Genomic DNA, 23,852 nt, shown 5'->3' on the forward strand with positions numbered 1-23,852 from the left:
TATACACTCTATACACTTAGGATTTTCAAGGTCAGATTGTTTGACTTTACAGTCACTAAGAAATGCCCTAGAAATGCTTGTACCTTACAATAAGATGTTGCACGATTAAGCTATTGCAAAAACATGTGTCATTGAAGACACGACTAACCTTTATTTAGGATTATTAACGCTGGTAGAAACCAGTATTGAGGAAAACGATATGCCACAATACAAAGCGCCTTTACGTGATATGCAATTCGTTCTGCATGAATTATTAAATGCTGAAGAACATTATGCAAAACTGCCTGCATTTTCTGACACCGTAAGTCGTGAATTGGTTGACCAATATTTAGAAGCAGCGGCTGACTTTTGTGAAAACGAACTTTCTCCTTTAAACCAAGTCGGTGACCGTGAAGGCTGTACTTGGAATGACGGTGTTGTGACAACACCAACTGGCTTTAAAGAAGCGTATCAAAAATACATCGAATTAGGTTTCCCTTCTCTGTCTGCAGATGAAGAGTTTGGTGGTCAAGCATTACCAAACTCTTTGGGTATTTCAATTTCTGAAATGGTCGGTACTGCAAACTGGGCATGGGGTATGTACCCTGGTCTTTCTCACGGTGCTGTACGTACCTTAGAACACCACGGTTCTGCAGAACAAAAAGCAGCTTACCTTCCAAATCTCGTATCAGGTGTTTGGACAGGCACAATGTGCTTAACAGAATCTCATGCAGGTTCTGACTTAGGTATTATCCGTACTAAAGCTGAGCCACAAGCAGACGGTAGCTATGCAATTTCTGGCGAGAAAATCTTTATCTCTGCTGGCGAACACGACATGGCTGAGAATATCATCCACATCGTACTTGCTCGTCTTCCAGGTGCGCCTAAAGGCACGAAAGGTATCTCTCTATTCATCGTACCTAAGTTTAATTTAGCAACAGATGGTACTGTGGGTGACCGTAACAATGTCCGTTGTGGTTCAATCGAACACAAAATGGGTATCCACGGTAACTCTACATGCGTCATCAACTTTGATAACGCAAAAGGCTTCTTGATTGGCCCTGAAAACCGTGGCTTAAACTGCATGTTCACCTTCATGAACACTGCACGTATTGGTACGGCTGTTCAAGGTTTATCTGCATCTGAAAGTGCTTTCCAAGGTGCATTAACATACGCGAAAGACCGTTTAGCAATGCGTTCTTTAACTGGTCCTAAAGCGCCAGAAAAAGAAGCTGATCCAATTATTGTTCACCCTGCTGTACGCAACATGCTGTTAACACAAAAAGCATTTGCAGAAGGCGGTCGTGCTCTAGTTTACCTTCTTGCACAACACGCTGACGTTGTTGAAAAAGGTGCGACTGAAGAAGAACGTAAGTTCTCTGACAACATCTTGTCTCTACTTACACCAATTGCAAAAGCATTCCTAACAGAAACAGGTTCTGAATCTGCGAAACACGGTGTGCAAGTGTTCGGTGGTCACGGCTTCATTTCTGAACATGGCATGGAGCAAATTGTACGTGATACACGTATCTCTTGCTTGTATGAAGGTACCACTGAAATCCAAGCAATTGACTTGTTAGGTCGTAAAGTTTTGGGTACTCAAGGTGCAATGTTGAAAGACTTCACTAAGATCATCCATAAATTTGCAGAAGCTAACAAAGACAATGCTGCAATGGCTGAATTTGTTGCGCCGTTAGCTACCCTAAACAAAGAATGGGGTGACTTAACCATGCAAATTGGTATGAAAGCTATGCAAAACCCAGACGAAGTGGGTGGCGCAGCAGTAGATTACCTTTACTTCTCTGGCTACGTGACACTTGCTTACCTTTGGGCACGCATGGCACTTGTAGCACAAGAAGCGTTGGCAGCAGGTACAACAGATGTTGATTTCTACAATGCGAAAATCACGACTGCACGTTTCTACTTCAAGAAAATCTTGCCACGTGTTCGTGCTCATGTAGATGTGATTGCTGGTGGTGTTGACCCACTCATGACTTTAGATGCTGAACACTTTGCATTCTAATTTCAGTCTTCACTGAACCATAAAAAGAACAAAGGACAGTCATTGATTTGGCAGTCCTTTTTCTTTATAACTAATTCAAAAATTAAGCCTTTAGTCGTCTAACACTTCAAAAAATTATCGCTTAGACTGATTAAAACGTTACGAATCAAACAATAAACAGGTGACACAAGATGCCAATTTATAACGCACCCCTTGCGGACATGAAATTCATCCTGAACGATGTATTTAAAGCAGAACAATTCTGGCAAGAAAATGAAAATCTTGCTCATGTAGATGCAGCAACGGCTGAAGCAATTTTAGAAGAAATGGCAAAGTTTGCTCAAAACGTGACTCACCCACTTAACCGTACTGGAGACGAAGAAGGCGCAAGTTATAGCAATGGCGCAGTGACAACTCCAGCTGGCTTTAAAGAAGCATTTAAACAATATGCCGAAGGCGGTTGGATTGGTTTAGCAGCAGACGAAGAATGGGGCGGCCAAGGCATGCCTAAAATGCTGACTGTACTTGCAGATGAGATGCTCTTTGCAACCAACCCATCTTTTATGCTCTACCCGCTTCTTTCTGTAGGTGCTGGTATGGCTTTAAATAGCTATGCATCACAAGAGCAAAAAGAAACGTATTTACCTAAAATTTACTCTGGCGAATGGTCTGGCACGATGTGCTTAACTGAACCACATGCTGGTACAGATTTGGGTATTATTAAAACCAAAGCTGAGCGCAATGAAGACGGCACGTATAACATTACTGGCACTAAAATCTTTATCACAGGTGGTGACCACGACCTTGCTGAAAACATTATTCACTTAGTTTTAGCAAAAACACCAGATGCACCTGCGGGTTCACGTGGTATTTCTTTATTCATTGTTCCTAAGTTCTTATTAAATGCAGACGGTACTGTAGGCGAGCGTAATGCGGCTGGCCCTGGCTCAATTGAGCACAAAATGGGGATTAAAGCTTCTGCAACGTGTGTCATGAACTTTGACGGTGCAAAAGGCTACCTCGTAGGTAAAGAAAACGAAGGGCTTGCTGCCATGTTCGTCATGATGAACTACGAACGTCTATCTATGGGTATTCAAGGTCTTGGCGCTTCTGAATTCGCTTACCAAAATGCTGCACAATATGCGACTGACCGCTTACAAGGCCGTAGCGCTTCTGGCGTTCAATCACCTGCAAAACCAGCAGACAGTATTTTAGTGCATGGTGATGTACGTCGCATGCTGTTAAATACACGTGCAAACAATGAAGCATCTCGTGCATTTGCAGTTTATGTAGGCCAGCAACTCGACATTACGAAGTACTCTACTGATGCTGAAGCTGTGAAAAAAGCCAACGACCGTGTTGCTTTACTTACGCCAATTGCGAAAGCTTACTTAACAGATACTGCATTCCAAGCAACACTTGATGCACAAATGGTCTTTGGTGGCCACGGCTTTATTCGTGAATGGGGTATGGAACAATGTATCCGTGATTTACGTATTGCTCAAATTTACGAAGGTACCAACGGCGTTCAATCACAAGATTTAATCGGTCGTAAAACCGTGAAATGTGATGGTGCATTTATTGCAGAATACATTCAAGAAATTCGTGATTTTGCAAATGACTTAAGCTCAGACCTTAACTTCATTAAAGATGCGACTTTAGATGCTGCCGCAGAAGTTGAATCCGTGACGCAATATGTATTAGAAGCTGCCAAAGAAAATGCTGAATTCCCAAATTCTGCAGCAGTCGATTATTTACATGCAGTGGGCTTACTCAGCTTCTCATATATGTTTGCACGTATTGCCAATGCTGCAAAAGACAAAGATGGTGACTTCTACCAAAACAAATTGTCTCTAGCACTATATTTCGTACAACGCATCTTGCCTGAACTTGCAGTTCGCATTCAAAAAGTAAAAGCCGGTTCTGAAGTGATTATGAATTTCTCTGAAGACTACTTTACTAATCAGGCTTAATGTCTATAGTCTTAAAAAAACGCCCGATCATTCGGGCGTTTTTATAGTTCATGATTCGGATAATAATGACGTATTGAATGCGCCATGTCTAAATGGCTAGATTCTAAAGCCTTTGCTACATTTTCAGCATCTACAGCACTTCGATTTTGACTCACTTTAAACTTCCCAATAATCGAATCTATCTCGATTTCAATCGCCACAATTTTTCCTAGCTGTTCTTGAATAAAATCTTCAGGCGCATCGCCCATTTTCCAAGGCACAGCTTGACTCGCTTCATGTTGACGCGTCAACCGAGCCAAAATTCCTCGCAAATATTTTTCATCTACAACTTTACGTATCTTAGCTTTCACATGCACTACACGATAATTCCAAGTCGGCACAACACGGTGATGCTCTTGCTTTCCTTCATACCAATTTGGAGAAATATAGGCTTGATCTGCATGAAAAATCACATAAACAGATTGCTCATTGTCCAGCAACCTAAATAAAGGATTGGCTTTCGCAATGTGGCCACGAAGAATTCCATTTTTACCGGCAGTCCGATCTAGCGCCAAAGGAATATGATTAGCTTCAATCTCCCCATCTTGTACCACCATCACACTGGCCAATGGATTTGCTTCTATGCAATCAAAAAGCTCGGCTAAATTTTCTTGCTGAAAATGAGTTGGCAAATACATAATATTGTTCTCTCGCGGAATATCCCCAAAACAAAATAACATTAAAATTTAGAATGCTGATTGAAAAAATAATGTACTTTAATTATGTAATGTGCATGAAACTTGCTTGTTATTTAATGAAATTTAACACTTTGCACAGGAGGATAAGCCATGAGCCACCGCGACCCACGAATGATAAAAATTGAATCCCTCCTTGACCGTTTTGGTAATATTGCCGTAGAAAGCTTTCATTACATTGCATTATTTATTATCGGCTGTATGGTCATTTGGTCAGCAGGCCATACGGTGTTTGAAATACTCACCATAAAAAAGTTTGCGACCATTGACGATATTCTATTGCTGTTTATTTACTTAGAACTCGGAGCGATGGTAGGTATTTACTTTAAAACCAACCACATGCCTGTACGGTTTTTAATTTATATTGCCATTACTGCCCTCACCCGACTATTAATTGCCGACATCCAACATACCCATAAAGCCAGCATGGATTTAGTCATTATTACGGGCTCTATTTTAATCTTGGCTTTTGCGATTTTAGTGGTGCGCTACGCATCTTGGACTTATCCATCGGTTATTCGTGAGAAGCACAGCGAAAAACCACTCCCAGAAGGTAAAACACCACGCCCACAAGATGATGAACTGGCTTAGTGTTTAGAAGAACCCCCTCTTTCTAAATGAGGGGGTTGCTAAGATTGCATAGCAAAATCCAGGTCACTATGAAATATTCATTTCATTGAACATGAATAGCGACATACAAAATTACCGATTCGGCATCAGCACATAACGGCCATTTTCAAAGATCCAATACATATCTGTCGGTGGTGCAGGTAAACCTAGGCGATGCCAATCTGAAACTACTCGATAGGTCGAGCTCGAAATGCTGGCAGTTGCAGGATCACCATTTACCCAGCTATAAGTTTGTGAGTTTTGAATAATCGTTGTGGGTGCTTGGTATTGAATACTAATACCATTTTGTATTGGCGGGCGATGTTGCGGTGGCCGTGGTTGATTTGGGTACACAGGTGGCCGATGTAATCCATTATTTGGATATTGCGGATAATGCTGAAAATTTGGCTGTTGAGGGGAATTAGGACGATGGCCCTGTGGCGGATAGGTATTCTGTGGAGACATTGGTCGAGGCTGTTTAGCACTCGGCACACCTTGATAGTTCGACCACTGATTTTCGGCGAAAGTCAAAGTACTTGCACAGAGTAATCCTGCTGTTAGGCTCACCACATATAATGCTGTTCTCACCAGACTCATCTCCTCTATATATATCTTAATTATAAAGGTATTTTTAGGATAAAAAATGAACATTTTAGAAGGTTTTTGCAATCACTTAGCGAAGTAGCGATTTGATTGAATCATCATTCACTATTGCGGAATATGCTAATATTCTTTTTATTTGATTGTGGATCCAAAGCTGTGTCTGAATTAAGTTTTGACCGACTTTATGAATTCTTCTGTAAAGTTCCGAGTGTGCAAAAAAATCATATCGACTCTTATGGTACAGATGGTAAAAGCGCATGGTGGTTTAAATTTCAAATTAATGTCGATCATCCATTGGCATGGCAAACCGTACAAGAGCTTGGCCATGTATTGAACTATATTTCTAAAAATGAACGCCTACCAACTCAGTTTTTACCCGTATCACCACCACCCTATATGAATGGTGAAGCTAAACAATTTTTAGCTTGGGTGATCCAATCTAATCATGCAGACTTTCCACCCGATGTGGTGTGTGACTGGCTTGAAGCTCGTTTACCACAACCTGTAGAAGATGCCGAAAAGTGGAAAATCAAAACAGATTTGCACGAATTGGATAAAATGACAGACAAAGATTTAGATACTTTAGTGCCGCCAAATCCTCAGCCTTAATCAATACCTCCTTATCTTCCTTTAACAAGGGAGGTAATACCCTCTCCTTTTAGGAGAGGGTTAAGAAGAGGTGAAATACCAATTAAAACGTCGATAGCCCACTCCATTCCATAAAACGGTACAAAGCATATTTCAGTTTAGATTCATCGGCATATTGGCTATACGGTACACTCATTTGACGGCCATCTAAATTTGACCATGCACGATTAAAATACTGATTAGCCTGGGTAAATACGGGTACATCACGCCCACCAATTACATTTAAATCTGTTTCCAAATTATAATTTTTTAAATTCCGTGCAGTAAAATTCGCCGAGCCTAAAATCAATTGCGTGGTGTACATATCACGTTTTAACAGCATTTTGCTGTGGCATTGCTCACCTTGGGTATTACACCAACGCACATCAATACCCGCATTATTTAACTCAGCTGCCACAGGACGGTTAGGAATACCATTTTTCGTGCGACCAAATGCATCTTTATTCGGATCTAATAGCACTCGGATTTTTACACCACGTTTATGCGCTGCAATGAGTTCTTGAATAATCCGACGTTCAGACAAATAAAACATCGCAATATCAATTTCTACACCAGCCTTTTGGCTACTTTTAATCGAATCGAGTACCGCCTGATAAATTGCGCCTTCAGTTAAAACCTGAACTTGCGCTAAGGTCTTTGCATCTTCAAATTCACCCGTAATTACGGCAGGTAAATTGGCTTTGGACATCGCTCCCACAGCTTGCTCCGTCTGTAGTACATCCAGCGCAGTTTTACCTTGGACTAACAAAGCTACATTGGAATGACGCGAGCTTCCATCATGCGGATTCATGGAGCTTACTAAGGCTTTCCAACCCTCTAGCGTATCCACCACCATCGTTTTTCGATGATTGGCTTTGAAGTTCAAAAGATCAAAATAGCTTCGCAACGTGATTTTTTCACTACCAAATGGATTCGGTAGCCAGCCTGATTCCGTGTTATTCCCTAAGCCTTGACAGCATAAGTACCAAAAACCAGACCATGTTGGATTAGAAGCACGCAATGGACTTAAATCAGTTTCAATCACATCAATACCCACTTGGCGTAAGTCGTGATATTGCTCAGAATACACACCACCATAAACGGTATTAATTGGGTCTGTGATGAACTTAATTTCAATATTCGGATTATATTTACGCTTCTGAATGAGCGCATCTGTCAATTGTTGCATTAAGGCTTGATGCTGTACTTTTGAATCACCGACTTGCTGATTAAACAAGAACATATCGATCACAATGGTGCTCTGTGCTTGCTCAATCAGTTGAAGCATTTGCTTGAAAATTTGCTGATCTAAATGTTGCTTCCCTGATGCATCAAGATAAGTTTGATCAACCAAAAATTCCACATTGGCATGGCGTAATTTACCCGTGTAATCCAGCCCTTCTGGTAAAGGCTTATACATGTGATAAATTGCAGAAGATAAATAACCCAGCGCCAACAAACCGACAACCAACCCGACATAACGACGTGTCGACCAATTGAGTTTACGGTGAATTCGCTCAAAAATACGCATAATAAAAAACCTAGTCCGATATGCTCAGACTAGGTATTATCCATTGATTTTTCAAGCGGATTTCTGTGATTGTGTGCAATCAGACCGCGATTGCATCCATCCTATCCAATGAATCAATTAAAAACCGAGTTCAACGCCTACGCTAAAATTACGACCAACTTGTGGGATATTAGATAAATAAGACGCATGTGAATAGACTTGATCATCTAACAGATTATTGGCTTTAAAGTACACGCGATAATCATTGCCTTTGGCATATTGGCCTGCATAAGACACGCCTAAGTTCAGCATGTTATAGCCTTGGGTCTCTTGCTCAAAGTCTGCAATTTTATCTTGCTTAAATACATGATAATACTCTGCTAAGCCTGACCATTGATCCGTGAATTTGGCATCTACTTTAGTCCCTAAACGACCAGAAGGTACGCGCGGTGCATTGGCACCATCAATCTTGCCACGTACATAATCACCAAACAGGCTAACTTTATAGATGTCGCTGAACTGATAACCCGTTTCCGCTTCTACACCGTAAAATTTGGCTTTGTCTTGGGTATAGTCCACTAAACGGAAGTTGTCGTGTGTATCTGTTGTTGCTGCATAAATGTAGCTGTCATACCAGTTATGGTAAACGTGCACATGATAATCCAACTTATCAGCTTCATAATGTAAGCCCAATTCAACATTATTCGACTTTTCTACACCCAGATTTTCATTACCACGTTCATAGGTATTGGTCGCAAAGTGTTTGCCATTAGCATACAGCTCTTGCGCCAAAGGTAAACGTTCTTGATGTGATGCCACAAAAGACAATTTATAGTCTGGTGCGAATTCCCAATTTACGGCGCCCGAATATGAGATGGCATAATCATCAAAGTTTTTTTGCGTAGAGTCGATATCAATTTTTTGCTGATCAGCACGTACACCTAGTTCCACGTGGAAATCACCAAACTGTTTATGCTCTAAACCAAACAGACTCCACTTTTCAGTGGTACTTGGATTCATGAGAGACTCTTCGCCTGAAATATTCAGTTTTTGGCGATTATATTGCGTACCTATCACACCTTCCCAATCTGCAATCGGGTTATGTACGAGTTCTAAGCGGGCATCATAACCTTTGCTTTTAAAAGTGGTTAATACTTCACTTTCTTCTAACTCATCATGTTTATAGTCAGTATAACTGGCATGAGCACGAAGCTTTTGAAAACCAGCAAAGGGTTCAGATAACTCTGTACGTAAATCATAGCGCTCAGATTTTAAATCGACCCACGGCCCACCATGCTCTTCTTCATCGTGATCATGGCTATGGCCACCGGCACCATGTGCATGGCAATCCAACTTATTACCATGCGGATGGCAATTTTCATATTCATGGCTATGCCCCGGTAACCCGTATCGATCTTCACGATTACTATAAGACAACCCAACAAAACCGCGGTCATGAATCCATGATCCGCCAATATTCACCGTTTGACCTTCGGCAAAAGTATTATCAACACGGCGCTCTTTTACATATTCCGTATGTGTTTCATGCTGACCATTACCAAGGTCATGTTCATGACTGTGTTCATGTACATAATCTGGCACAATGTAATTATTAGCTTTACGTTTTGAGCCTTCTACACGAATGGCAAATTGGTCACCCAAAGCAGCAGTTACACCTGCACTTGCTAATTTTTCATCACTACCAGAGTTATAACGTAAGCCTACTTGGCCTTCATAACCTTTTTCTGGAATTGCAGTCGGGATTTTTTGGTCTGTCACGTTGACTAAACCACCCACTGTACCTGCGCTATAAAGTAAAGTTGACGGCCCACGAATGATTTCGACCTGTTTTGCTAAAATTGGATCAACCGTTACGGCATGGTCTGGCGAAAGTGCAGAAACATCGGCGGTTTCCGAAGCATGTTGTAATACTTTCACACGTGGGCCATCTTGACCACGAATCACTGGACGACTCGAGCCCGAACCATACTGATTTGAATACACGCCCAACTCATCAGCCAAGGCATCGCCAATGGTTACACCGCGTTCCGCTAATTTTTTCTGACTCACAATATGATCTGCAACCGCAAAGTCGGCAGCTGACTGTTCTAATGGATGAGCTTGTACATGAATGGTATCGAGTTGTTGTATTGTCCCTTTCTGAGATTGAGTTAAATCTTCATCTGCAAATGCAAACGGTGCCATAGTGGCTAAAATAGATACGCTGATTAATTTCTTCTTGAATAACATGCTGGCAGCTCAGGTAGATCGCTTTGTTTTGTTATATTATAACATTTCAATTTTTTTTCAATAAAAAACATTTCTTCCCACAGCTCTAAGTTATAATTTGGTAATTAGCTTTTTGATTTATTTTAAATAATTATATTTTAAATTATGCCCTTTACCATTTCGCATGCTGTTTTAGCACCGCCATTATCTAAATTAAGTGGTGGCCGTTTGCCCATTGCTGCTTTAGCCATTGGCTGTATGGTGCCTGATTTATTCCGCTTGTTTACCAATGCCAATTATGAAGGCTCACATCAATGGTCTGGGCTCATAGTGCCTGATCTTTTATTGGGCTTAATCTTTTGCCTACTGTGGTATGCACTGTATAGACCCATGCTATTTACTTTTTTTGGCCTGCATAAGCCTCTCAATCTTCACGGCATCAATCAATGTTGTGGCTTTATGCTCAGTCTAATGGTTGCCATTGTGGTGGGTACGTCAACGCACATCCTTTGGGATGGTCTGACACATGTCGACTTTCGAACCTTTGCCTTTAAAAACATTTTGCTCCAACCTATTGAGCTCTTTGATCATAGCTACCCACTACACCGTGTTTTACAAATTGGCTTGTCCATATTCGCTCTGCCTGTTTTAGCATGGATGATTTATCGCCATCATCTGCACTATCGCACGACCGTAATCGTCAATCTCTGGACTAAAATGTATGTGTACGTGCTGGGCCTGCTATCCTTGCTTGCAGGGATTCTCAGCTACCTTTATTTTGCAGACAGTGTATATTCCGATGCTTTTGTTCATGATTTATATGCCTACACAGGCAAATCAATTAATTATTTTTTCCGTGCTTTTTTAGCGGTATTTACAGTCGGTAGTCTTATTTTTGTCATCCTTAAATCTGCAACAAATATTTTTAAGCCATCAGTTGAATAAGCACGATTCAAAATGATCAAAGCGGGTAATTTTTACGGTTTTAAAGCCTAGCCCTTGTGACAAAATGGTCAAAAAGAGGCATAATCTCTGTTTCGAATAAAAGCGGTACGCTGTTTACGTATTCGCTGACCTTAACCCATATAGTTGGATTTCTAACGCTATGATGCGAACTCATTACTGCGGTTCTTTAACCGAAGCTCAAATTGACCAAACCGTAACATTATGCGGTTGGGTTCACCGTCGCCGTGACCACGGTGGTGTAATCTTCCTTGACATGCGTGACCGTGACGGTCTTGTTCAAGTGGTTATTGACCCAGATACTCCTGAAGCATTCGCAACTGCGGACAAATCACGTTCAGAATTTGTTTTAAAAATTACAGGTCGCGTACGTCGTCGTTACGAAGGTACTGAAAACGCGAATATTACTAGCGGTCAAATCGAAGTTCTTGGTAAAGACATCGAAGTGCTTGCTGCTTCTGAAACTCCGCCATTCCCATTGAATGACGAAAATACCAATATTTCTGAAGAAGTACGTTTGAAATATCGTTTCCTTGATATTCGTCGTCCTGAAATGTTAGATCGTCTTCGTTTCCGTTCTAAATTGACTAACCTTATTCGTAACTACTTCGAAGACAATGGTTTCTTAGACGTTGAAACTCCAATTTTGACACGTGCGACACCTGAAGGTGCACGTGACTATTTAGTTCCAAGTCGTGTATCTAATGGTAGCTTCTACGCGCTTCCACAATCTCCACAGCTATTCAAACAGTTGTTGATGGTTGGCGGTATTGATCGTTATTACCAAATTGCTAAATGTTTCCGTGATGAAGACTTACGTGCTGACCGTCAGCCTGAATTCACACAAATCGACGTTGAAACATCGTTCATGAGTGACGATGACATCATGGATTTAATGGAACGTTTAACTGTTAAGATGTTCAAAGAACTTCTAAACGTTGAATTCGATAAATTCCCTCGTATGACTTATGCAGATGCAATGCGTGACTATGCATCTGACAAACCAGATATGCGTATTCCTTTGAAATTGGTTGACGTTGCAGACATGATGCAAGACGTTGAATTCAAAGTATTCGCAGGTCCTGCTAAAGATCCTAAAGGCCGTATTGTTGCGCTTCGCGTACCAGGTGCTGGCGCGCTTCCACGTAGCCAAATCGACGAATACACTAAATTCGTGGGTATCTACGGTGCAAAAGGCTTGGCTTACATTAAAGTCAACGAGCTTGAAAAAGGTATCGAAGGTCTTCAATCTCCTATCGTTAAATTCATCGAGCCAATCGTGCTTGATCTATTGAAACGTGTTGGCGCTGAAAATGGCGACATCGTATTCTTCGGTGCGGACAAAGCAAAAGTTGTAAACGATGCAATGGGCGCTTTACGTATTAAAGTCGGTCATGACATGAAGATGGCAACTTGCGAGTGGGCTCCACTTTGGGTTGTTGACTTCCCAATGTTCGAAGAAACTGATGATGGCAAATGGACTTCTGTTCACCACCCATTCACGCTACCTAAATCAAGCGTTGAAGAAGTGAAAAACAACCCAGGTGCTGCATTGTCTGTTGCTTACGATATGGTATTGAACGGTACTGAAATCGGCGGTGGTTCTCTACGTATCTTCAACCTCGAAATGCAAAAAGCGATCTTTGAAGCGCTTGGTATTAGTGAAGAAGAAGCAGAAGAGAAATTCAGCTTCTTGCTTAATGCGTTGAAATTCGGTGCGCCTCCTCACGGTGGTTTGGCATTCGGTCTTGACCGTCTCGTAATGTTGATGACTGGTGCATCTTCAATCCGTGACGTGATTGCATTCCCTAAAACTAAGACTGCGGAATGTCCTTTAACTCAAGCGCCTGCGCCAGTTGAAGCGAACCAATTGCGTGACCTTGGTATTCGTTTACGCGAAAAACCAAAAGCTGAAGAAGCTAAATAATTTTGACTTCCTTCCTCTTTCTTTGAGAGAAGAAGGAACAAAAAGAAAAGCCCTGCTCTTGCAGGGCTTTTTTATTGTATCAAGATCACTAAATTAAAAATTATTAAGCACATGATAAAAATAATATTTGGTTGACTTTGCTAATTCTAAATACCCATCTCTACGCTATGATGCCAAGCCTCATCATGAAGTTGAAACGTTCAATTTCATGAATCATTATATTTTGTTTTAAAGCTTCTGATCATTTTCATTATTGAATACAACCAGTCTTCTCTTAGCAAAATTCATTTTCATTCGCTTGTTATACTTTTGAGATCGACGACCTGATGTATTTCATTTTTAAATCATCTCTGCCCTACCTTTAGAACTGCTACAAAAGATAGCCTCGTTCATCGCATTATTTCTTTTTTATTTTAACTCATCTATCAAACGTATCACTGCAATTAATATTCAACTCGCATACCCCAATCTCTCAATAGCGACACAAAAGCAACTTGTCAAAAAAAATATTCAAAGCCAATGTCTCACTTATATTGAGTTTATTAAATGCTGGGGTATGCCACCAAGCTATAGTCTCAGCTTACTAAAAGATATTTCTGATGAAGACATCGTCAACGAAGCGCTTGCGAATAAAAAAGGTGTGATTGTTGTTGTTCCACATTTTGGCTGCTGGGAATTGCTCAATGCATGGCTAAATTTATACACTGAACCCATGATTATATATAAACCCAACAAGCATAAAGGGATTAACCGTTATCTATTAGAAGCTCGGCAAAAATTTAATGCCACATTGGTGCCTACAGATGAAACTGGAATACGGAGTATTTTCAAACACCTAAAACAAGGTGGACTGACCGTTATTTTGCCCGATCACTTACCTAAGCCATCAGGTGGTATTTACTCTGAGTTTTTTGGGCAAAATACCTTGTCTATTACGTTAGTGTCCAAACTTGCAGCCAAAACCCAATGTAACGTTATTGGCTTAAGCTGCGTTCGAAATTCAGACTTAAAAAGTTTCAATGTTCATTGCGAAAAACTCAGTGATGACATTCTATCCCGCGATTTACAACATTCTGTAGATCACCTAAATATTGCAATGCAAGAGATCATCAATCAAGCACCAGAACAGTATATCTGGTCTTATAAGCGCTTTAGACATTGTTTAGGCGACATCAACATGTACCATCAATAAGCAGATTTTGCTCCATACAGCGCCACCATGCAGACCACTGCCACAGATGGATTGGTCTTATTCAATTGAGATCAATTTTCAACAGTGGCATAATAGCGCTCTCTTAGATTGTTACAGTGTATATCCCTATGGCTATGCGTCCTGAAGTTCGCCGTCGTGCAATTGTTATTATTGTATTTTCAATCGTTCAATGGGTGTTTATGCGCTATATCGTCGACAATCAGCTTTTTAACTTAACCACCTATAACCGTATTGTGATTTTCTGTGCCAGTAGTTTGGCAGGTGCATTTGCTATTTTTGTTGCCCTAATTTATATGGTCTTAAAAGGTAATGCGGATAAAGAAGAATAATTTCAGCTTATATATCATCTAAGCCCAGAGGGTTAACATAGGCTTTGTAAGTATTTCTTTTCTTAATAAGTCCACTCATAAGCAAACTTTCTATGCACCAGCGCCCTTCTGCAATCAGCAGAAGGGGCTATTCTTCTAAAATAATTAAACCTTAAGCGACATGTACTTTTTGATCTAATAGACTCTCATAAGCATCTAAATATTTTTGAGCAACATTGTTAATATCAAATCGCGCTGATTCAGCTTTCACTTTTGCAAATTTTTCATTAAATTCATCATAGTGCGAATAAACTTCATTCAATTTTAGCGTCAGTTTTTCCGCATTATCTTCAATAATAAAATCATCACCCAAAACTTCACGATGATTCGCTGTATCTAATGCAAAGACCATTTTCCCATAATAAATGCCTTCAATCAGCGCCAAAGAAAAGCCTTCTAGTCGTGAAGGTAAAATTTGTAGATCCGAACTATAAATATAATCCCAAGGATTATCGACAAATCCAACCAGTTTAACTTTATCTGCGACGTTTAATTTTTCAATCAAGTCTTTCAATGTTTGCTCATGAATACCTTGACCCAGAATATAAAAACGATAATCAAAATTAACCTGACTTAAAGCAGTAATTGCCAATTGCCAATTTTTATGTTCTTCCAGGCGGCCAACACCAACTATATTAAAAACGTCATTACTTAGAATTTTTTTCGGTTGCTGAAATTTAATGCCGTTTTCTATCAAAATATTCTTTTGTGCATTACAAAGCTTCAGCGTTTCTGGCGAAATACCCACACATATATCTGCATATTTCATGCGTTTCTTAACGAACCAATTATGCTTGGTAAATACCAACGGTATTTTTTTTGACAGAAATATTTGACAATATTTCATGATTTCTAGCATTTTTGTATTATGGCAATGAATCACATCGGGGTTAATATTTTTTAAAATTTTGGCAATTTTATATAAATATAAAATATTATGACGGTTTCGGTCCGTTTCAATATCAATAAAATTGACAGTGTCATCAATATAATCTGTAATTTTGTTGCCTTGAAAATCGTAAGTATTGGCTAATAAAAATACTTCATTATTTTGGCTCATCGCATTACACAAATCTACGCAGACTTTTTCTGTACCGGCAAACTCAGTAAAATATAATATGTGGACGATCTTCAACTTCTCATTCTCTAAATAGATTTTAGTTAACTCAGCTGCGTAAGCTGTGAGAAGATATTTTATACAAAAAAAATTACATTACGTTAATTTAGCCTTAATAAATTAAAAATATTTTAGAAAATAACACGATATAATACAAATAGATGCCAAAAACATGGCTGACTTAAAAATTTTCAAATCAGCCATGTAAAAATAATACAAAAATAAACAAACTTTAAAGGATAGTTTGATATGCCTCTAAGTAGCTATTTGCCATTTTTTGAATACTAAATCGATCTTTACTGGACTTAATATTCGCAAACTCACCGACAAAGTCATTATAGTTTTTATAAACTTCATCAATCTTAGAGCGCAAAGCATCCGCATTAGTTTCAAATTTTAAAGACGCTGGTAAAATTTGCTCACAAATACCCGTATGAGATGAAATCATTAGAGGTGCATAATAGATTGCATCAATCGCAACAAGACCATAGGGTTCAAAACGTGATGGAATAATATGTAAATCACTACTATACAGAACGTTATTAATTTGATTACTGAACCCTTTTAAAAAGACTTTGTCTTGCAAATTTCGCTCTTGAATCAACTGCTGTAAATTGTCTTTTTCATCCCCTTCGCCAAATATATGACATTCAAAATCAAAGTTCACAGCGGAAAGTGCTTCAATCGCAATATCAAAGCCTTTCATGTTATCTAAGCGACCTGTTAGTACAACGTAAAATTTATCAGGACGTTCAATTTTGATTGGCGCTTTATAGGCCATACCATTTTTAATAATAATTGATTCTTGTTTTAAAAGTTGCTGCGTATCTTCTAAAATCGCTACACATAGATCGGCAAGATTGTATTTTTTCTTATATTGCAAAGTATGTTTAGTCGCAATAATCGGTATCTTTTTTTTCAAAAAAAATTGAGCATATTTCATAATCTCAATTTCCTTTGTATTATGACAATGGATAATATCTGGTGCTATTTTTTCTAATAACTTCGCAGTTTGATATAAAAATAATGGATTATGACGATTCTTTTGAAAATCAAATTCTATGAGCTCTATAGAGTCATCAATATAAGGTTTAATCTTGTCATGACTCAAAAGATAGACCTGATGTTCTTTTACCATCTCATTACACAAATCCACACAGACTTTTTCCGTGCCCGCAAACTGAATCCAATGTAACGTATGAAGAATCTTCATCTATCTTCCCAAAACTGTATTACAGCTCAATTATTTTAAATACAAACTTAGATCTGAAAGCAAAGATCAAATCCGTCCATAGTCAGATAAAAATAATGCCGTAAGCGCTCATAAAATTTAAAACAACACGATTCTATTGATGTATAAGCCGTGCCAAACACCAATATTTTACTGAATGAATATCATACCTAATGTAGAATTAGATAAATAGTATTATGTCTTTACACAGCTTTATGATGCGCACAATTTTAAAGAAATGGTATAAATTTCAACAAAAGCAACATGCTAGAAAATTTGATTCTCATTGGTACATGCGTTTTGGCTGGTTGCAACAACCATTAAACAATCAAGAACAGCTAAAAACGCTTTTTGAAATTCACTCACCACGCAGATTTACTTTCGCTGATTGTTTTTATGCACAAGACAATGATCGACATTTCATTTTCTTTGAAGAAGTTGATGATATTCATCCTGTTGGTTTTTTGTCAGTTCTAGAAATATTTAAAGATGGAACTTATACAGAACCACAGACCATCTTAAAACTTGACTATCACCTGTCTTACCCATGTGTTTTTCAGGTTAAAAATGAATGGTTTATGATTCCAGAAACTAGCGCCAACAAAACCATTGAACTTTGGAAATGCATAGACTTTCCTCTAAAATGGGAAAAACACAGTAATTTACTGGAAGATATAGAAGCGGTAGATACAACGCCCTTTTTGCATCATGGAATGTGGTATTTATTTACTTCAACCCGTCGAAATTGTAAAAAATTTGGTGACCGTTTAGATTTATTTATGACGCAAGATATTTTAAATCCTAACTGGCAAGAGCATCCACAAAACCCTGTATGCAAAGGACATCAGCAATTCCGCATGGCAGGAAAACCATTTATCTATGATGGGAAACTGGTGCGCCCAAGCCAAGATTCTCTCAAACGTTACGGTGGCAACATTGAGCTCAAGCATATTGTAGAACTCAGTCCAACTACCTATAAAGAAGAGCTCTTAGAGGTGGTTCTGCCAGATTGGAATACCCAAGATGACGGCTGTCATACCATCAATGCTGAAGATAACTTTGTGGTACTCGATGCTATTCGCTTAACAGCCAAAAGTAAATGATTATGCTGAGCGTAGCAAATCCTTGTAAATTTGAAGGGTTTGCTGTGTCATGGCTTCAACTGTAAGTTCTGCTTTTGCCTTTGTAAATAAAGGCGAAAAATCCTGCTCGGCGACATCTGACAGCGCTTGCTGAATTGAGGCATTTAACTGCTCAGCATTGCCAATTTCCGCTAAGTATGGCGAGGGTAACCACTCAACCACCCCATTTACTTTGGTTGATGCCATGGTTTTATCTGCTTGTAGCGCTTCCACCATGACTAATGGGAAGCCTTCACGATCTGAGGAAAGTACCACGGTATCAGCCAGCTGGATCAAATCACGTGCATCTGTGCGAAAGCCTAGAAATGCAACTTGAGACTGCATATTTTGTTGCTGAACTTGCGCTTCTAAATGACTACGCAAAGAACCATCACCAACAATCCATAAATTAGCATCAATCCCCTGCATGGCCTGAATCAACAGACGGATATTTTTTACAGGTTCTAGACGCCCAATGCACATCACCAGCTTTTTTGAGCTATCCATGGCTGGATGCACTGTATAAATATCTGCTTTCAGTTGCTGTTTCTGCTCACCCGACAGTGTAGGTTGCGGATAAACACCGTTATATACAATATGTGCTTTATCAGCGGGAATGCCTTGTGTAAGCGCTTGGCTGACTGCAATGACAGCATCACCAGAAGCATAAATGGCTTTATTTTTTTTGGTCCCATGTACTGTAGTCACCAGTTTTACAGGTTTCAGCCAGCCACGGATTTTGCTCATCAGCTCAGTGGCCTTACCCGCCTGCGCATGCACAATATCTGGTTGGATTTGATTAATCAGACTTTTGAGTTGCCAAAGCAAAAATAAATTCCAGCGACTACGGGCAAAATCAACAGGATGAAAGTGAACCTTTTCATTAAATTTTTCGGCATAACATGGGTGCGCCAAAATATGCACTTCATGTTGGAGCGACATTTCATTTACTAAGTTAAAGGTATGTTGCTCTAAACCACCAATACCGCCACTCGTTGCTAGAACTTGTACAATTTTCACGGCTGATCCTGTTTTTTCTTTGCAGCATTTTGATGTTGCTCAAAAAGCTTTGCCTCTTTTAAAAAGGCATAAAATGCATTGATCATGCTATTTACAAAACCACGCCAGCCATTTAGACAACTACGTCGAATAAAGTAGGACTTTAAAAAGGTCACCGGCATAACCAAGCTTAATTTCAACAAGCTTGGCTTTTTGCCTTTTTGAAATTTTTCTGCAGCTTTTAAGTTGGAGTACTGATTATTTTTTTCAACTTTGACAAAAATACTCGACTCGCCATAGTGATAAATATCACCCTCTGCTTTAAGACTTTGCCCATCGACAATCACATTTTCATGGACTTTATTTGCAAGATCATATTGGCCTTTGCTTTTACGGAAAAACCGTACTTTGGCATGTTTTTTCGTATGCTTACTATTGGGCACGCCTAAAAATACATCGTTAATAGGTGTGATGAGTGCATCCACTTGATTGTCTTGAATTGTACGTTCAATCTCAGCTTTAAGCTCAGCAGACAGGACTTCATCACCATCTAAATTGAGTACCCAATCATTTTTGCACTGTGCCAAAGCTAAACTTTTTTGCGCTGCATAACCCTGCCAATCTTGATGTGAAATACGCGTATTGGCAAAAGACTGTGCAATCGCATAGGTATCATCGATACTGCCAGAATCCAAAATAATAACTTCAGAAAAATCTTTAACGCTCTGCAAGGTGTCTTCTAACCAAGGCCCGCAGTTTAAAGTCACGATATAAACACTACATGGAATCATAATTTATAACGTCCTTTCGCTAAGGCAATGCGCATTTGTAACGCATTCATTGCGCCATGTGTACTCACACGTGGAATATTAAATTGGTTGGCTGTACTGATATGTTCTACTTTTTTACGCGTAGACACTGCATTTTTAAAGCCGATTTCTTTGGCCATTTGCTGGTGCTTTTCATTAAAACGACCAAAGGGGTAAGCAAAACTTGGGCATTGACCAACAATCGCTTCTACATCTTTTTTAGATGCCTGCATTTCTGCAAATGCCTGTTCATCTGACAATTTCAGTAGGTTTACATGATGCTGTGTATGTGCACCAAACTCAATCACACCGGAATTAGACATTTCAATAATTTGATCTGTACCTAGCTTTTCAATACCTTCAATTTGAGTGGCCAAATAAATGGTTGCCTTGGCATTGTATTTTTTCAGTAGTGGATAGGCATGTTCATAGTTATCTAAAAAGCCATCATCAAATGACAGCGCGAACACATCTTTTTGCCCTTGGTACTGATCAATTTCAGAAACAAAACAGAATGTGGCATTCTTACTCACCAAATACTGGAGCAACTCTTCAAACTTGGCAGGTGGCATATTCATGCCCGATGCTTCTGCATGCGGTGTGACTTGATGCAACATCACGACGCGTGGAATATTTGCGGTGCGTAATGGCGGTAACCAAAAGGTATAATTACCCAACAGATAGAGCACGCCTGCCAACACCACTAAACCTACCAGCACATAAAGAATCCACATTAAGCATATACCTCGTGTGACCATTCATAAGGTTCAGACAATGGCTGATCAAAAGTGACTTCAATCATAAACTGTGTAATACGCTTTGCATTAAAACTACTACGCGTTTTATTCCAACCTGCTTCTGCAATTTTTTTAGCTTCGTCAGGATGATCTGCGTAGTGTTTAATTTTAGCAGCCAAGTCATTTTGATCGTCAAAATAAACCACTTCTTGCTCTGTATACAACTGATCAAAACCAGGAATACGCGGACTAAAGGTTAATAAGCCATTGCCCGTTAACTGTACAATTCGATCCGAACTATATAAAGTCACGTCGTTTTTACGTGAATAATTTAGGCCCATTCGAGATTCAGACAACACTTTATAATAGCCTTTGCCATATACGCCAGGTTGTTCAAAGCAACCATAATACTGATATTGAATACTATTTTGAGTGAGTGTATCTGCTAAGTCTTTTAAGAATTTTTCTCGAACAGGCTCTTTATACACCACACCACAAAATATGAATTCTTTATTAATGTGATCCGATTTAAATTGTGTCAACACTTCCACATTACGATGCCCTACATTTGGCATATAGGCTGTTTTTAAATGTGGTTGTTGCAATTTTTTAAGACATTCGCCACCTGTCGTACAGAAAATTGCATCTAAATACGGCGAAAACTCGCGAACAAAGCCGAGCTTTTGTTCCAAGTACAATGGGTCGACATACCAAAAGGCAATTTTTGTTTGTGGAAATTGCTGTTTTATATCGCGCAATACTGTTGGACTCATCAAGTCACTGTGGCCGATCAATACTAAATCAGGTTCAATATTATTGACGATTTTTAAAATTTCTTTATTGGCCCAATTTGCACCCAATTTTTTAGTTTTAAAAATAGTGCCCATACGCGCCATATCACGGAAACTGAAATCATAAACAAAGTGTCCATTTTCAATTAAACCAGCGGAAATTTTGCGGTCAGTGCAATAGAAATGTGCACCCTGCTTATTAAATCCAAAATTCGCGATATGTAAGATTTTCATAAATCACTCAAAAACAAGCTGCTAACGTCTGCCTATTCGGCATATTCTAATATTCAATTCAAAAGCATAGCATAAAGCGGTTTTAACAGCAGTAACTGACTGTTTGCTTTTCTGCGCTAAGCCATTGAAATTCTGTATATGAACTATTTCACACTAAGGTATTGGGCTAAAAGCTTCTGCGCAACTTTGTTCGCTTCTTCAAATGCTGGCGCCACATGCAATTCATTCACATTAAACTGCGTAGAAACAATTTTTTTATCCAACAAGCCATCTACAGATTTCACAATCCGATCCGCTTTTAAACGATCCACTGGAATTACACCCACTTTACAGCCAGCGGTCAGTGCCTCATAAATCATAGACACACTATCTTCTGTCACCCAAACCGCCTCAGCTTTTTGCATTTCTTCAAAAATCCATCCCTGTGGCGTTTCTTCTACAGGAAAAATCTGCAACTGCTCGGCAAAAGCTTGTTGTTTCAGTTGCACTAAAAATTCACTGGGCGTTCTACGCGATGTAGTCAAAATAATGTCTGCATCCAGATTTTGCTCTGTAATCTTCTGAATCGAATGGAGTACTTTAGACGTATTCCACTGATGACGTTTAGATGAACCTCCTAAAGCAATTAACACCCTGTTGGGCTGATGACGTTGCTCATCAATAATTGGATTTAATGCGCCTTGTGTCAAAATCACATTGCCCAGCTCAGCAATACCATCATGCTCAGGAATAACCACATGATCAAACCAGCCAAATGGAAAATTCGGCTTCATTAAAATCACTGTTTTTGACTCAGGATATGCGATGCCCAACAGCAACACACGAGACTGCGTATGACTACCGACCCCAATAATGTAATCAGGTACTTGAGTAAATACGTTCGTCTTGGACTGAAGTATGGCTTTAATTAAAGTAAAAAGTGACAGATCATCAATCGAAACTTCTTGAAAAGTCACTGTTTCAGTAGATTGGCGCTGCATCGCTTTAAACAGGCCGAGGGCTTGCGAACGATGCCCTGCCTTACCATCACTGACATAGACAATGTGCATATTCAATTTCCAAATGATCTATTCATTACAACCAATAAAAAAAGGCGAAACATCTGTTTCGCCTTTCATCTTAACCGATCAGCTTATTTTACGTAAGTTAACCAGTGTGCATATTTAGGGTCTTTGCCCTGAACTGCATCGAAGTATGCTTTTTGGATTTGAGTTGTGATTGGACCACGAACACCTTCACCAATTTGACGATCATCATATTCACGGATTGGTGTTACTTCAGCTGCAGTACCTGTAAAGAATGCTTCATCTGCAATGTAGAACTCATCACGTGTGATACGGCGTTCAACAACGTCATAACCCAAGTCTTTAGCAATGGTAATAATAGTTTGACGCGTAATACCGTCTAATGCACCACCAGCGATATCAGGTGTATGAATCACGCCATCACGTACCAAGAATACGTTTTCACCAGAACCCTGACATACATAGCCTTGCGGATCTAGCAACATTGCTTCGTCGTAGCCAGAATGCGCGACTTCTTGGTGTGCAAGAATAGACAAGGTGTAGTTACCTGATGCTTTTGCTTTACACATCGTCACGTTTGGATGGTGGTGTGTAAAAGATGAAGTTTTAACGCGAATGCCTTTCGCCATCGCTTCTTCACCTAGGTAAGCACCCCAGCTCCATGCTGCAACCACGGCATGAATTGTGTTGTCAGATGCTGCAATACCTAATTTTTCTGAACCAATAAAGATAATTGGACGTAAGTAACAAGATGCTAATTTATTTTCACGAACCACATCAATTTGCGCTTGTTCTAATGCTGCTTGATCAAACGGAACTTTCAGTTGATAAATTTTCGCAGAATTTAGCAAACGCTTAGTATGTTCTTTTAAACGGAAAATCGCCGTTCCATTCGGAGTTTCGTAAGCACGGACACCCTCAAACACACCCATACTGTAATGTAATGTATGTGTTAATACGTGAGTTTTTGCCTCACGCCAATCAACTAATTGTCCATCTTGCCAAATAAAACCATCACGATCAGCCAAATTCATGACCTAAACTCCAAATT

At 39.5% G+C, this 23,852-nt stretch carries 21 protein-coding genes; 9 read left to right on the plus strand and 12 right to left on the minus strand.

From position 1 onward, the window contains the following. Window positions 1-199 precede the first annotated feature (199 nt). Entirely contained in the window at window positions 200-2,002 is a 1,803-nt protein-coding gene (locus tag D9K81_RS10960; RefSeq protein WP_120375358.1) for an acyl-CoA dehydrogenase C-terminal domain-containing protein, read from the plus strand. A 170-nt stretch (window positions 2,003-2,172) separates the two neighbouring features. Next, window positions 2,173-3,954 carry an acyl-CoA dehydrogenase C-terminal domain-containing protein gene (locus D9K81_RS10965; protein ID WP_120375359.1) on the plus strand — a complete coding sequence of 594 codons (1,782 nt, stop codon included), beginning with the start codon at window positions 2,173-2,175 and terminating at the stop codon, window positions 3,952-3,954. Between the two features lie 41 nt (window positions 3,955-3,995). Here D9K81_RS10965 and D9K81_RS10970 read toward each other — a convergent pair whose 3' ends face one another. Continuing rightward, window positions 3,996-4,631 carry an FMN-binding negative transcriptional regulator gene (locus D9K81_RS10970; protein ID WP_120375360.1) on the minus strand — a complete coding sequence of 212 codons (636 nt, stop codon included), beginning with the start codon at window positions 4,629-4,631 and terminating at the stop codon, window positions 3,996-3,998. A 171-nt stretch (window positions 4,632-4,802) separates the two neighbouring features. Between D9K81_RS10970 and D9K81_RS10975 the strand changes: the two genes are divergently transcribed. Beyond that, window positions 4,803-5,279 (plus strand): phosphate-starvation-inducible protein PsiE, encoded by a 477-nt coding sequence (locus D9K81_RS10975; protein WP_407923634.1) that lies wholly within the window; start codon window positions 4,803-4,805, stop codon window positions 5,277-5,279. Between the two features lie 111 nt (window positions 5,280-5,390). Here D9K81_RS10975 and D9K81_RS10980 read toward each other — a convergent pair whose 3' ends face one another. Beyond that, window positions 5,391-5,885 carry an RcnB family protein gene (locus D9K81_RS10980; RefSeq protein WP_228199842.1) on the minus strand — a complete coding sequence of 165 codons (495 nt, stop codon included), beginning with the start codon at window positions 5,883-5,885 and terminating at the stop codon, window positions 5,391-5,393. Between the two features lie 171 nt (window positions 5,886-6,056). On the opposite strand from D9K81_RS10980, the gene D9K81_RS10985 reads away from it, so the two are divergent. Beyond that, window positions 6,057-6,509, plus strand: coding sequence for a hypothetical protein (locus D9K81_RS10985; protein WP_120375362.1), 453 nt, complete (start codon window positions 6,057-6,059; stop codon window positions 6,507-6,509). Between the two features lie 82 nt (window positions 6,510-6,591). Here D9K81_RS10985 and D9K81_RS10990 read toward each other — a convergent pair whose 3' ends face one another. Continuing rightward, complete coding sequence (locus D9K81_RS10990; protein ID WP_120375363.1) at window positions 6,592-8,058, minus strand: phospholipase D family protein; 1,467 nt, start codon at window positions 8,056-8,058, stop codon at window positions 6,592-6,594. Between the two features lie 117 nt (window positions 8,059-8,175). Next, window positions 8,176-10,287 (minus strand): zinc piracy TonB-dependent receptor ZnuD, encoded by a 2,112-nt coding sequence (gene znuD / locus D9K81_RS10995; protein ID WP_120375364.1) that lies wholly within the window; start codon window positions 10,285-10,287, stop codon window positions 8,176-8,178. Window positions 10,288-10,431: 144 nt separating this feature from the next. Here znuD and D9K81_RS11000 point away from each other — a divergent pair, with 144 nt between their 5' ends. The 4 genes from D9K81_RS11000 to D9K81_RS11015 all read left to right on the plus strand — a co-directional run bounded on the left by D9K81_RS11000 (window position 10,432) and on the right by D9K81_RS11015 (window position 14,698). After that, on the plus strand, window positions 10,432-11,211 hold the full coding sequence (locus D9K81_RS11000) for a DUF4184 family protein (protein ID WP_120375365.1): 780 nt from the start codon (window positions 10,432-10,434) through the stop codon (window positions 11,209-11,211). A gap of 160 nt (window positions 11,212-11,371) precedes the next feature. Further along, window positions 11,372-13,156: an aspartate--tRNA ligase gene (gene aspS / locus D9K81_RS11005; protein WP_120375366.1), complete on the plus strand. Its 1,785-nt coding sequence runs from the start codon at window positions 11,372-11,374 to the stop codon at window positions 13,154-13,156. Between the two features lie 343 nt (window positions 13,157-13,499). After that, complete coding sequence (locus D9K81_RS11010) at window positions 13,500-14,348, plus strand: lysophospholipid acyltransferase family protein (protein WP_120375367.1); 849 nt, start codon at window positions 13,500-13,502, stop codon at window positions 14,346-14,348. Window positions 14,349-14,476: 128 nt separating this feature from the next. Continuing rightward, on the plus strand, window positions 14,477-14,698 hold the full coding sequence (locus D9K81_RS11015) for a hypothetical protein (RefSeq protein WP_120364026.1): 222 nt from the start codon (window positions 14,477-14,479) through the stop codon (window positions 14,696-14,698). A gap of 151 nt (window positions 14,699-14,849) precedes the next feature. Here the strand turns inward: D9K81_RS11015 and D9K81_RS11020 are convergent, their stop codons facing one another. Both D9K81_RS11020 and D9K81_RS11025 read right to left on the minus strand, forming a co-directional pair. Then, complete coding sequence (locus D9K81_RS11020) at window positions 14,850-15,872, minus strand: glycosyltransferase (protein ID WP_227602080.1); 1,023 nt, start codon at window positions 15,870-15,872, stop codon at window positions 14,850-14,852. A 214-nt stretch (window positions 15,873-16,086) separates the two neighbouring features. Beyond that, a complete protein-coding gene (locus D9K81_RS11025) occupies window positions 16,087-17,067 on the minus strand; it encodes a glycosyltransferase (RefSeq protein WP_120364024.1) in 981 nt (326 codons plus the stop codon). A gap of 233 nt (window positions 17,068-17,300) precedes the next feature. Here D9K81_RS11025 and D9K81_RS11030 point away from each other — a divergent pair, with 233 nt between their 5' ends. Beyond that, a complete protein-coding gene (locus D9K81_RS11030) occupies window positions 17,301-18,188 on the plus strand; it encodes a glucosamine inositolphosphorylceramide transferase family protein (protein ID WP_120375407.1) in 888 nt (295 codons plus the stop codon). Here D9K81_RS11030 and D9K81_RS11035 read toward each other — a convergent pair whose 3' ends face one another. The 6 genes from D9K81_RS11035 to D9K81_RS11060 all read right to left on the minus strand — a co-directional run bounded on the left by D9K81_RS11035 (window position 18,189) and on the right by D9K81_RS11060 (window position 23,835). After that, window positions 18,189-19,226, minus strand: coding sequence for a glycosyltransferase (locus tag D9K81_RS11035; protein WP_120375369.1), 1,038 nt, complete (start codon window positions 19,224-19,226; stop codon window positions 18,189-18,191). Next, window positions 19,223-19,996 (minus strand): glycosyltransferase family 2 protein, encoded by a 774-nt coding sequence (locus D9K81_RS11040; RefSeq protein WP_121523283.1) that lies wholly within the window; start codon window positions 19,994-19,996, stop codon window positions 19,223-19,225. The genes D9K81_RS11035 and D9K81_RS11040 overlap by 4 nt, the downstream gene beginning before the upstream one ends. Next, complete coding sequence (locus D9K81_RS11045; RefSeq protein ID WP_120364021.1) at window positions 19,993-20,748, minus strand: polysaccharide deacetylase family protein; 756 nt, start codon at window positions 20,746-20,748, stop codon at window positions 19,993-19,995. Before D9K81_RS11045 ends, D9K81_RS11040 begins: the two co-directional genes overlap by 4 nt. Next, the gene (locus D9K81_RS11050; protein ID WP_120375371.1) at window positions 20,748-21,776 is read right to left on the minus strand and encodes a glycosyltransferase family protein; all 1,029 of its coding nucleotides are present in this window, start codon (window positions 21,774-21,776) and stop codon (window positions 20,748-20,750) included. Before D9K81_RS11050 ends, D9K81_RS11045 begins: the two co-directional genes overlap by 1 nt. A 143-nt stretch (window positions 21,777-21,919) precedes the next feature. After that, window positions 21,920-22,825 carry an ELM1/GtrOC1 family putative glycosyltransferase gene (locus D9K81_RS11055; RefSeq protein ID WP_120375372.1) on the minus strand — a complete coding sequence of 302 codons (906 nt, stop codon included), beginning with the start codon at window positions 22,823-22,825 and terminating at the stop codon, window positions 21,920-21,922. Window positions 22,826-22,908: 83 nt separating this feature from the next. Continuing rightward, on the minus strand, window positions 22,909-23,835 hold the full coding sequence (locus D9K81_RS11060; RefSeq protein WP_120364018.1) for a branched-chain amino acid transaminase: 927 nt from the start codon (window positions 23,833-23,835) through the stop codon (window positions 22,909-22,911). Window positions 23,836-23,852: the final 17 nt, after the last annotated feature.

Source organism: Acinetobacter chengduensis (genome assembly GCF_003664645.1).
Lineage (GTDB): Bacteria > Pseudomonadota > Gammaproteobacteria > Pseudomonadales > Moraxellaceae > Acinetobacter > Acinetobacter chengduensis.

What these genes read in the sequence shown, in the direction of transcription:
- D9K81_RS10960 (WP_120375358.1), top strand. Translation starts at nt 200, where the DNA reads ATGCCACAATACAAAGCGCCTTTACGTGATATGCAATTCGTTCTGCAT.
- D9K81_RS10965 (WP_120375359.1), top strand. Translation starts at nt 2,173, where the DNA reads ATGCCAATTTATAACGCACCCCTTGCGGACATGAAATTCATCCTGAAC.
- D9K81_RS10970 (WP_120375360.1), bottom strand. Translation starts at nt 4,631, where the DNA reads ATGTATTTGCCAACTCATTTTCAGCAAGAAAATTTAGCCGAGCTTTTT.
- D9K81_RS10975 (WP_407923634.1), top strand. Translation starts at nt 4,803, where the DNA reads ATGATAAAAATTGAATCCCTCCTTGACCGTTTTGGTAATATTGCCGTA.
- D9K81_RS10990 (WP_120375363.1), bottom strand. Translation starts at nt 8,058, where the DNA reads ATGCGTATTTTTGAGCGAATTCACCGTAAACTCAATTGGTCGACACGT.
- znuD (WP_120375364.1), bottom strand. Translation starts at nt 10,287, where the DNA reads ATGTTATTCAAGAAGAAATTAATCAGCGTATCTATTTTAGCCACTATG.
- D9K81_RS11000 (WP_120375365.1), top strand. Translation starts at nt 10,432, where the DNA reads ATGCCCTTTACCATTTCGCATGCTGTTTTAGCACCGCCATTATCTAAA.
- aspS (WP_120375366.1), top strand. Translation starts at nt 11,372, where the DNA reads ATGATGCGAACTCATTACTGCGGTTCTTTAACCGAAGCTCAAATTGAC.
- D9K81_RS11015 (WP_120364026.1), top strand. Translation starts at nt 14,477, where the DNA reads ATGGCTATGCGTCCTGAAGTTCGCCGTCGTGCAATTGTTATTATTGTA.
- D9K81_RS11025 (WP_120364024.1), bottom strand. Translation starts at nt 17,067, where the DNA reads ATGAAGATTCTTCATACGTTACATTGGATTCAGTTTGCGGGCACGGAA.
- D9K81_RS11030 (WP_120375407.1), top strand. Translation starts at nt 17,301, where the DNA reads ATGATGCGCACAATTTTAAAGAAATGGTATAAATTTCAACAAAAGCAA.
- D9K81_RS11040 (WP_121523283.1), bottom strand. Translation starts at nt 19,996, where the DNA reads ATGATTCCATGTAGTGTTTATATCGTGACTTTAAACTGCGGGCCTTGG.
- D9K81_RS11045 (WP_120364021.1), bottom strand. Translation starts at nt 20,748, where the DNA reads ATGTGGATTCTTTATGTGCTGGTAGGTTTAGTGGTGTTGGCAGGCGTG.
- D9K81_RS11050 (WP_120375371.1), bottom strand. Translation starts at nt 21,776, where the DNA reads ATGAAAATCTTACATATCGCGAATTTTGGATTTAATAAGCAGGGTGCA.
- D9K81_RS11055 (WP_120375372.1), bottom strand. Translation starts at nt 22,825, where the DNA reads ATGCACATTGTCTATGTCAGTGATGGTAAGGCAGGGCATCGTTCGCAA.
- D9K81_RS11060 (WP_120364018.1), bottom strand. Translation starts at nt 23,835, where the DNA reads ATGAATTTGGCTGATCGTGATGGTTTTATTTGGCAAGATGGACAATTA.